This is a genomic window from Prosthecobacter sp., assembly GCF_044373815.1.
Taxonomy (GTDB): Bacteria; Verrucomicrobiota; Verrucomicrobiia; order Verrucomicrobiales; family Verrucomicrobiaceae; genus Prosthecobacter.
Map to the genome: position 1 here is coordinate 1 of NZ_JBIPNG010000275.1, position 8873 is coordinate 8873.

At 59.0% G+C, this 8873-nt stretch carries 6 protein-coding genes; 5 read left to right on the forward strand and 1 reads right to left on the reverse strand.

The window, feature by feature from the left end; translation table 11 throughout:
• The 4 genes from ACIREA_RS20095 to ACIREA_RS20110 all read left to right on the forward strand — a co-directional run.
• A partial coding sequence (locus tag ACIREA_RS20095; RefSeq protein ID WP_397384130.1) for a D-2-hydroxyacid dehydrogenase occupies positions 1 to 851 on the forward strand: 851 nt, incomplete at its 5' end.
• 275 nt (positions 852 to 1126) lie between these two features.
• On the forward strand, positions 1127 to 2641 hold the full coding sequence (locus tag ACIREA_RS20100; RefSeq protein ID WP_397384131.1) for a VWA domain-containing protein: 1515 nt from the start codon (positions 1127 to 1129) through the stop codon (positions 2639 to 2641).
• A 19-nt stretch (positions 2642 to 2660) separates the two neighbouring features.
• Complete coding sequence (locus tag ACIREA_RS20105; protein WP_397384132.1) at positions 2661 to 4223, forward strand: sensor histidine kinase; 1563 nt, start codon at positions 2661 to 2663, stop codon at positions 4221 to 4223.
• Positions 4220 to 4903 (forward strand): response regulator transcription factor, encoded by a 684-nt coding sequence (locus tag ACIREA_RS20110; RefSeq protein WP_397384133.1) that lies wholly within the window; start codon positions 4220 to 4222, stop codon positions 4901 to 4903. Before ACIREA_RS20105 ends, ACIREA_RS20110 begins: the two co-directional genes overlap by 4 nt.
• A gap of 24 nt (positions 4904 to 4927) precedes the next feature.
• Here the strand turns inward: ACIREA_RS20110 and leuB are convergent, their stop codons facing one another.
• Positions 4928 to 6034, reverse strand: coding sequence for a 3-isopropylmalate dehydrogenase (gene leuB, locus ACIREA_RS20115; protein WP_397384134.1), 1107 nt, complete (start codon positions 6032 to 6034; stop codon positions 4928 to 4930).
• Between the two features lie 454 nt (positions 6035 to 6488).
• On the opposite strand from leuB, the gene ACIREA_RS20120 reads away from it, so the two are divergent.
• Positions 6489 to 8873, forward strand: a 2385-nt coding sequence (locus ACIREA_RS20120; protein WP_397384135.1) for a galactose oxidase-like domain-containing protein, incomplete at its 3' end; no start/stop codon positions are given.

An 8873-nucleotide genomic window follows, 5' to 3' on the forward strand; every position in this document is an offset into this window, starting at 1 on the left:
ATCAAACCGTCGCCCGCTGCGCCGGAGCCAAGATCGTCATCACCAACAAAGCACCGCTCACACGCGAAATCATCGCCGCGCTGCCAGATTTGAAATACATTGGCGTCACCGCCACCGGCTTCAACATCGTCGATGTCGTCGCAGCCAAAGAGCACGGCATCGTGGTCACAAATGTCCCCGGCTACAGCACCCCCGCCGTCGCGCAGCATGTCATCGCACTCATGCTGGAAATGACCAATCACGTCGGCCACGCATCAAAGAGCGTGGAAGCCGGCGGCTGGGTCAAGTGCCCCGATTTCGCCTACTGGGATCACCCCATCATCGAGCTCTCCGGCCGCACCCTCGGCATCATCGGCTACGGCGAAATCGGCAGCGCCGTGGCGCGCATCGCCGTCGCCTTTGGCATGAAGGTCCTCGCCTCTAAGCGCACCTGGAAAGAAGCCCCTCCCGCCGGTGTCGAAGCCGCCGAAATCGACGACATCTTCCGCCTGTCCGACGTCATCAGCCTTCACTGCCCGCTGACCGATGCCACCAAGCATCTCGTCGGCGAGCGCTCGCTCAATCTGATGAAACGCGAAGCCATGATCATCAACACCGGTCGCGGCCCTCTTGTCGACGAACCCGCCCTGGCCAAAGCCCTCAACGAAGGCCGCATCGCCGGCGCCGGACTCGACGTCCTTTCCGTCGAACCCGCCAAGGCCGAAAACCCGCTCCTCACCGCTAAAAACTGCCTCATCACCCCCCACGTCGCCTGGGCCAGCCGCGAATCCCGCGCCCGCCTCATCGACATCACCGCCGCAAACCTGCAAGCCTTCCTCGCTGGCAAACCGGTCAATGTGGTGAACGGATAGTACGATGGACACTCCTGTCCGTCGATCAGCGCTCTCGCCTCGCCCCAAACGAACGAAGAGCCCATGCTCGACAAAACAGCGAAGCCAGTTCGGTACACGGCATGGTCAACTGCCAATGTTTGGAGGATGGAATGGATGATGACAAAGGCTGAGTGTTCGTGGTAAAATCGTTACCGAAACGTTACAGAGATGTCACGGTGCGTTGACTCAGGATTCCGTGCTCCGGGCAGGGTGGTTTGTCTTCCAACTCAAACCATCAACTCATCGCATCATCCATGAAAACGCAGTTCATTCTCTCCATCCTATGCGCGGGCGGCCTGCTGGTCGCTCCCGCATCAGCCGCCGATCCTGTCGAAGTGCGCGTCGATCTCGCGCATCCCAAGATCCCGGCTCAAAAGCAGTACAAGACCTATTTGAAAGTCGGACTGGTCGGGCTGCAGCAAAAGGAAAAACCCGCAAGACCGCCGGTGAATGTCACCATCGTGCTGGACCGCTCGGGATCGATGTCCGGACCCAAAATGGAACATGCGCGCCAGGCAGCCGTGGAAGCCCTGCAACGCCTGGGTGGCGACGACATTGTGTCAGTCGTGACTTTTGACGATGGCGCGGAATCCGTCGTGCCAGCTACCAAGATGACGAATCGCGATGACATCGTGGCGGCCATTCAGAAGATCACCCCGCGTGGCCGCACCGCCTTGTTTGCCGGTGTCAGCCGGGCGGCGGAAGAACTGCGCAAGTTCAAGACACCGCAGATGGTGAATCGCATTGTGCTCCTCTCAGACGGCATGGCCAACATCGGCCCTTCATCAGCAGATGAAATGGGGCGCTACGGTGTCTCCCTGGCGAAAGAAAGCATCTCCGTCACGACCCTCGGCCTCGGTCTGGACTACAATGAAAAGCTCCTCGCGCAACTCGCACAACACAGCGACGGCAATCACGCCTTCATCAAAGAACCCGGTGAACTTGCCGCCGTCTTCACCGAGGAATTCGGCGACATCCTCTCCGTCGTCGCGCAGGAGATGCAGGTGAAAATCACCTGTCCCGAAGGCGTGCGTCCAGTGCGTGTGCTGGGGCGTGACGCCAGCATCCGCGGCAGCACCGTGGAGGTTGCCATGAACCAGCTTCGGGCAGGGCAGGAGAAATACGTGCTGCTTGAGGTGGATGTGCCCGCTGGCACAGGCAGCGTCCCTCAGCTCATCGGCGACGTGGAGGTGAGCTATCGCCGCAATGACGCGAGCGCACCGAAACAAGTGGTTGCTCACAGCCTGGCAACACGGGTGACCGATGACAGGGCGGTGGAGTTTTCCGCCAGCACACCCATTCTGGTGGAGGTGGCGAAACAAATTGGTGTGGAGAAACAGATGATCGCCGTGAAGCTCACTGACGAAGGAAAGACCAAGGAGGCGGAGAAGGTCTTCCTCGAAAATGCCGGCACCTTGCAGATGCTTGGGCAGAAGTACCGCTCACCTGATTTGTACATTCAGGGAAATGCCAACGTCACACTCGGTCTCAACACCACGAGCAGCTCATGGCAGACTTACCGAAACGCCGGTCAGACCATGGCCAACTTAACAATGACGCAGAATGGGTCAGCCAATAACGCTTCAAATGTCAATGACTTGAATGGCGGACAAGCGGTCAATGTGCCGTCATTGGAAAACATGTTCAATCGCCCTTCCCAGCCTTCGGAGCTGAATATCAAACTGGGGGCTCCTCCCGCCACCATCATCATGAGCATGCCTCAGTCCTCCAGCGGCACCATCATCCTCAAATCTTCCGGAGGGAGGTGATCCCGATTTCCGTTGCCACATGAGAAGCCGTCTTGTCATCCTGCTCTTGGCCTTGGTGGTGCTCCCACTGGGGCTGGTCGGATGGCTGGGACGGCTCTTCTGGCAGAGGGAATCGGCCGACTGGCAGTTGCGGCAAAAAGCTCAGGCCATGCAGGAACTGCAGGTGCGGCAGCAAAGTTTGAGCGATGTGATTCATTCAATGGAAGTGCGCTCGCACGACTTGTTGAATTCCATCGGCAGCGATCAGACGGCCCTGCGCAACGCGTCCTCCAAGCAACCCTTGATCAGAGCGGCATTCCTGGTGGGAAAATCCGGCAAACTCAAAAGTCCTGATCCTCTCACTCCCGATCAGTTGTCCGATGACGACCGGGAGTTTTTGCAGCGCACGGCTTCGATTTGGAGTCGCGGCTCCTTGCTCGGCGCTCAGCGCCAGGATGAAACAAACGGTCAATCCAGTGCGAAAGCTGCCGCAACTCATGGCTGGCATACGTGGTATCATCAGGACGGCCCGCATTGGTTGTACTGGCAGCGCAACACAGATGAATCCGTCACCGGCATCGAAATAGAACGCATGGCCTTCCTAAGCCGCTTGGTTGGTGGCTTAAAGGCTGCCAATGTTTCAGGTTGTGTCCGCCTGGTCTCCGCAGACGGCGAGATATGGCTGCAGCAAGGCAGTTTCCATCCCGAGTCAGACGTGCCTGCTCTGGCCACACTCCCAAGTGCGGTCCCCATGCAGCACTGGCACTGGCAGTTTTTTGCAGCACCAGACTCAACACAAGGTCCAGACGGATGGTCCTATCTGTTAGGCTTCGGCGGCATCGGTGCCTTGTTTGCCTCTGTAGGACTTCTCCTCTGCTTCAGTTACCAGCGCGATCTGCGCGAAGCTTCTCAACGCGTCAGCTTCGTCAATCAAGTCTCGCATGAACTCAAGACCCCGCTGACCAACATCCGCCTCTACGTGGATCTGGCTCGCGAGTCAGCAGGCGTGGAGGGCAATTCATTGCTGGATGTCGTGGAGGAGGAAACCAGTCGCCTTAGCCGGATGATTCATAACGTGCTGACCTTTGCGCGGCATGAAAAGAGAGCCCTCGATCTTCATCCGACCTCGGGTGATCTAGGCGCAGTGGTCGGACGTGCTGTGGAAATTTGGCGCCCGTTGTTGGCACGCAAGAACATCGCCATCACCATTGAAAACACCCTCAATAAGCCAGCATGTTTCGACGCGGACGCTGTCGAGCAGATCTTCGGCAACATGCTTTCCAACGTCGAAAAATACGCGGCCTCTGCCACCCATGTGGAGATCAAAATCAGCGCGCAGAATGGTCGCGTGGAGTTGCGTGTTCAGGATGACGGTCCCGGCATTCCAAAGCAGGAACTCCCGCATGTGTTTGACGCCTTTTATCGGTCAAGAAACGATCTCACCGAAGGCGTGTCAGGCACAGGTCTGGGCCTGAGCATCGCACGCGCTCTTGCAGTGGCTCAAGGCGGCACTCTCGACGTGGTTGAAATCGAGCGCGGCGCTTGTTTCGTGCTCAGCCTGCCTTTGTTGGAAACAACCTCGAACGCCACTCCTGCCGCATGAATATCTTGATCGCTGAAGACGATGCCCGCACGCGTGAAGGCCTGCGCCTCGCCTTGGTTCGCGCCGGTCATCATGTGACCACGGCTGCAGACGGTAGGCTGGCCCTCGAAGCCTTTCAAAACGACGAGCCAGACATCGTCTGCCTCGACATCATGATGCCAAAAATGAGCGGCTACGATGTCTGCCGCGCCATTCGCAAGGTGGACAAACGCGTCCCCGTGCTCTTCCTGAGCGCCAAGTCCGAGGAGGTGGACCGCGTTCTCGGTCTCGAACTCGGCGCGGATGATTTCCTGAGCAAGCCCTTCGGTGTGCCCGAATTGCTCGCTCGCATTGCCGCCATTGTCAGGCGCTGTGCATGGCTGCTGGAATCACCCGCAAATCAGCAGTCCTTCGAAATGCACGACCTGCGCGTCGTGCCCACCGAACTGCGCGCCTATCGTGGCGAGAATGCCATCAAGCTGATGGCACGCGACGTGAAAGTCCTCCGCATCTTCCACGAGCGCCGCGGCCAGGTCGTGGATCGCAACACCATCTGCGACGAAGCCTGGGGCATCGATTTCTTTCCCAATAGCCGCGCACTCGACCAGCACATCTCACTGCTCCGGCGAAAAATCGAGCAAGATCCACTCGAACCGAAAATCATCACCACTGTGCGCGGTGCGGGCTATCGTTTCGAGTGAATCAGCTTTGGCATTAAAGTCAGATCACAGCGCTGCAATAATCGCTTCGCCAATCTCCTTCGTATTCACCTTCTTCGTGCCCGGAGCACCGCTGAAGATGTCACCAGTGCGCAAACCACTGTCGATGACCTTCTTCACCGCCGACTCAATGCTCGCCGCCTCGGCTTCCAGCCCAAGCGAGAAACGCAGCAGCAGCGCCACCGAAAGAATCTGCGCGATCGGATTCGCAATCCCCATGCCCGCGATGTCCGGGGCGGTGCCGCCGGAAGGCTCAAACAGACCGAAGTAAAGGCCATCACCCTTCGGCTTGCCCAGGCTGGCGCTCGCCAGCATGCCCAGCGAGCCGGCGATCATCGCCATCTCATCGCTGAGGATGTCACCAAAAAGGTTTTCCGTCACCAGCACGTCAAAGCTGCGCGGAGCCTTGATCAGCTGCATCGCGGCGTTGTCCACATAGAGGTGGGCCAGCGTCACATCCGGATACTCCTTGGCTACTTCCACCATCGTTTCGCGCCAGAGCACGGAATTGGTCAGCACGTTGGCCTTGTCCACGCTCGTTACATGCTTGCTGCGCAGTTGCGCCGCCTTGAAGGCTACATGGCCGATCCGCACGATCTCGCTCTTCTTATAAACCATCGTGTCGATCACTTCGATGTCGCCATCCGGCAGCGTCGTACGGCTCTTCGGCTGGCCGAAATACATGCCACCAGTCAGTTCGCGGACACAGAGTACATCAAATCCACCTTCCACCAAATCCGCACGGATTGGCGAGGAAGACGTCAGGGCAGGGTAGCAGATCCCCGGGCGCAGATTGGCAAAAAGGCCAAAGTGCTTGCGCAAAGGCAGCAGCGCACCACGCTCAGGCTGCTCATTGGGCGGCAGCTTTTCCCATTTAGGCCCACCGACCGAGCCAAACAGGATGGCGTCACTCGCTTCACACGCTGCGATGGTTTCGGCAGGCAGAGCCTTGCCCACGGCGTCAATGGCTGCACCACCGACAAGCTGATGGTTGTAGTTAAATTGAAGGCCAGAGCGGGCTGCTACGGCGTCGAGGACTTTGAGCGCCTCGGCCATGACTTCAGGGCCGATACCGTCTCCGGGGAGGACTGCGAGGTTGTACGTGCGTGACATAAAAGGGCTGGGTCTATGGATGAGAAAGGGGGGAGTAGCAAGGAGCGGGCTGGGGGAATGAAGCCGTTCCTTGAAAATCAGTGGGTTGGATGCGCGGATATCAAAATTATAGAAAACAGTAAATAATGCTTTAAAAAGCTACTTTTTTCGATAAATATTCTAAAATATGCGACTCAGGCTTATGAATATTCCAACAAAAGTAAAAAAGCAGGCGGTGCGACCTTCACTTTTTCGCTCCCTGGCTCGCTCTGCCCTTTTCCTGCTTTTCTCGAGTTCGAGCTTTAGCTCTCTTCGCGCGGGTGAAGATGATCACGGTCTGAGTGACCAGCTTTTTGCCGAAGCCCAAGCGCTGGCTCCCGCCTTTACCCTTCTGGCACCCGCTGCCACGGTGCTGACGAATCGCATTTCACAGGGAGAATGGGGCAGCGTCATCTCCTGGACGCCTCACATTCCCGTGACTGCCGCCACCCTGCCGGACGGGCGCTTGCTGACCTTTGCCTCAAACCAGCGCACCACCTTTCCGGTAGGTGCGGAGTTCACCTATGCCGCCGTGTGGAATCCAGCCACCGGCGTCTTCACCGAGATCAACAACACGCGTCACGACATGTTCTGCGGCGGTACCTCCATGCTCCCGGACGGGCGGGTGATCATCAATGGCGGACGCAACACCACCAAGCTGAGCAGCGTGTTCGACTGGCGCACCAATCAGTGGACCGCTCTGCCCAACATGAACGACGGCCGCTGGTACAATACGAGCGTGGCTTTGACGGATGGCAGTGTCTTCACCGTGACGGGAGACGGCGGCACCAATACCGCAGAACGCTGGTCCGCTGCTGGCGGATGGTCGCGCCTGAGCGGCATCAACTGGGCCACGCAGGTTGCTTTGCCAGGCTACGTCACGCGCTGGCATCCACTCATCGTTGTCGCACCTGATGGTCGTCTGTTTCACGGTGGCCCCACAGACCAGATGAACTGGCTCACGGCCACAGGCACCGGCAGCTTGACCTATTCCGGTGTCAATGTGCCCGGAGCGCACTACCCCAAGGAAGGCAGCTTTGCCCTGTATGATGAAGGACGCATCTTGGTGGCTGGCGGATCAGCAAGCACCACACCCAACGCAAGCGACAGTTCCACGGGTACGAGCACAAACCTTGCCTTCACCATCGACATCCGCACCGGCACTCCCGTGGTGGCCAGCGCGCCCTCCATGTCCTACACCCGCCAGTTTGCCAATTCAGTCATCCTTCCCACTGGCGAGGTGCTCGTCATCGGCGGCAACACCTCCGGCTTGAAGTTCAATGACACAGGCTCCGTGCTGATTCCCGAACTGTGGAATCCCAACACGCGCCAGTGGCGCCAGCTCGCACCGATGAGTGTGCCGCGCAATTACCATTCCCTCGCACTGCTGCTGCCAGATGGTCGCGTGTGGTCTGGCGGTGGCGGCCTTTCGGGCAACAGCGCTGACCACCGTGATGGCCAGCTCTTCACTCCGCCGATGCTGTACAATGCAGATGGCAGTCTGGCCACGCGCCCGGTCATCACCCAGGCACCCTCCTATATCGGCGTGGGCACCACCTTTGCCGTGCAGGCCACGCCCGGCATCACCAAGTTCAGCTTCATCAAGATGTCATCGCAAACCCACTCGGTGAATACCGATCTGCGCTACCTCAGTCTGCCATTCACCGAGACCTCTCCCGGCGTTTACGTCGTGCAGGGCCACGCCAATCTCAGCGTGATGACGCCGGGCTATTGGATGCTCTTTGGCGTCACGGCCAGTGGAGCCTATTCCGTCGCGAAAGTCATGCAGGTCGATCCGGCGCAAAGCGTTACCGTGGCAAATCCCGGCAGCCAGTTCAGCGCGGTGAATGCACCCGCAACATTGGCGGTGTACGGCGTGGCTCCTGGCAATGGCGCTGTGACCTACTCCGCCACAGGTTTGCCTGCCGGCCTTGCTATCAATACCAGCACCGGCGTCATCAGCGGCACACCCACCGTCACCGGCACCTTCAGCAGCGCGCGCGTCACTGTGACTGACGGCATCACCACCGCCAGCGCCACCTTCACCTGGACCATCACACCACCAAATCTCAGTCAAAACTTCGCCACCTTCACCTCAGCCGCCGGCCTGCAGCTCAATGGCAGCACCAGTGTGAGCAATGGCGTGCTCGTGCTCACGCCAAACACTGGCAATCAGGCCGGCTCCGCCTTCCTCACCGCACCCGTTCCAGTCTCCGAAGGCACCTCTTTCTCCAGCCGCTTCGTCTTCCGCATGAATGGTGCCGGCGATGGCGCAGACGGCATGACCTTCCTGCTCCAAGGAAACGCCGCTACAGCACTTGGCGCTGCAGGGGGCGGCGAAGCTTATGAAGGCATCCTGAAAAGCCTCGCCATCGAGCTCGACACCTACACCGGCGGCACCGATCCCAATGCCAATCACATCGGCATCCTCACCAACGGCGTCGTCTCGCCACACTTGAGTACTGCGACACCCTCCTTCGATATGGAGAACGGCGCCAGCCACACGCTCTGGGTGGACTACGACGGCCCGTCCGACACGCTGCGCGTTTACATCGTCCAAGGCGTCAGCACCACCAAGCCTGCCACCCCCATCCTCACCCAGACCGCGCTGAAGCTCGCCAGCATCGTCGGTCCCAGCGCTTGGATGGGTTTCACCGGCGCGACAGGCGGCTCCACCAACACGCATGAAGTGCTCTCCTGGGAGATAAACCTCAATGCCTTTGCATCCCCGACCCCGCCCGTGGTGACCAATCCCGGCCCACGCAGCAGCATCATCAATGCAGCAACCTCCTTGAGCATCCAGGCCACGGATCTCAATCAG

Excerpts from the sequence above, each read along its gene's own strand:
- ACIREA_RS20100 (WP_397384131.1), top strand. The coding sequence starts at position 1,127 with ATGAAAACGCAGTTCATTCTCTCCATCCTATGCGCGGGCGGCCTGCTG.
- ACIREA_RS20105 (WP_397384132.1), top strand. The coding sequence starts at position 2,661 with ATGAGAAGCCGTCTTGTCATCCTGCTCTTGGCCTTGGTGGTGCTCCCA.
- ACIREA_RS20110 (WP_397384133.1), top strand. The coding sequence starts at position 4,220 with ATGAATATCTTGATCGCTGAAGACGATGCCCGCACGCGTGAAGGCCTG.
- leuB (WP_397384134.1), bottom strand. The coding sequence starts at position 6,034 with ATGTCACGCACGTACAACCTCGCAGTCCTCCCCGGAGACGGTATCGGC.